The sequence below is a fragment of the Mycobacterium simulans genome (assembly GCF_900232995.1).
GTDB lineage: Bacteria > Actinomycetota > Actinomycetes > Mycobacteriales > Mycobacteriaceae > Mycobacterium > Mycobacterium simulans.
Genome location: NZ_OCVX01000050.1, coordinates 1 through 999, shown reverse-complemented (window position 1 = coordinate 999; position 999 = coordinate 1). Strand labels below are relative to the sequence as shown.

Genomic DNA, 999 nt, shown 5'->3' with positions numbered 1-999 from the left:
CCATCAACCAGCACCACCCACCCCGACCCATCACCGGCCGCCTCACCACCGGCGGCCTCCCAGGAGTCCCCAGCCAACTCCACCCACGACAGATCGAACAAACCCTCCCCACCCGCGGCCACCGACGGCGGGGCAATATCCTCCGGCAAGTCCCGCAGGGTCAGCGAGTCGATGCTGACCACCGGCTCCCCAGCGGCATCCACGCCCAGCATCTGAACGGTGTCCGGCCCGGTGCGAGTCCACACCACCTGCAATCGTGTCGCCCCGGTGGCATACACACGAACCCCGCTCACCACAAACGGAACCCGCGGCCGGACCGGCCCCCCAGCATCTGCTGCCCCGGACAAGACAACCACCAGCGGGTGCAGCGCGGCATCCAGCAACGCCGGATGCACCCCGAAACCCGCCACCTCACTACCTGTGGGCAACTCCACCCACGCAGCCACCACACCCGCATCACCGGCGTCGACGCCGACGCCGCGCACCGACCGGAACAGCGACTCATAGCTATAGCCCAGCTCGGCCAACTCGCCGTAAAACCTGTCGGCATCAATAGGCTGCACCGCCGGCGCTGGCACCGGCACCGGCGTGGGGTGCCGGCCAGCGACGCTGACCATCCCGCTGGCATGCAACACCCACGACGCTGACGACGACTCCTGCTGATTGCCGACGCGCGAATGCACGCTAAACCGCCGCCGCCCACCCTCATCGACCGGCTGCACCGTGATCTGCACATCTGTGGGCGCGTCCTCGGCCAACACCAACGGCGACCGCAACACCAACTCCTCAATAACCGGGCACCCCACCACCTCACCGGCAGCCAACACCACCTCAACAAACCCCGTCGCCGGGAACACCAACCGCTCACCCATCACATGGCCCGCCAGCCAACTCTGCGTGCTCGTCGAAAGCCGCCCGGTCATCACCACCACCTGGTCGTCATCGACCAGACCGGTCACCGCCCCCAACAACGGGTGCTCCACCTGAGCCAACCCGGCG

Annotated in this window: 1 protein-coding gene; it reads right to left on the bottom strand. The window is 67.8% G+C overall.

The window, feature by feature from the left end:
• Nucleotides 1–999 (bottom strand): polyketide synthase dehydratase domain-containing protein (locus tag MSIMFI_RS27030; protein WP_191499992.1); only part of this gene is annotated, 999 nt, incomplete at both ends.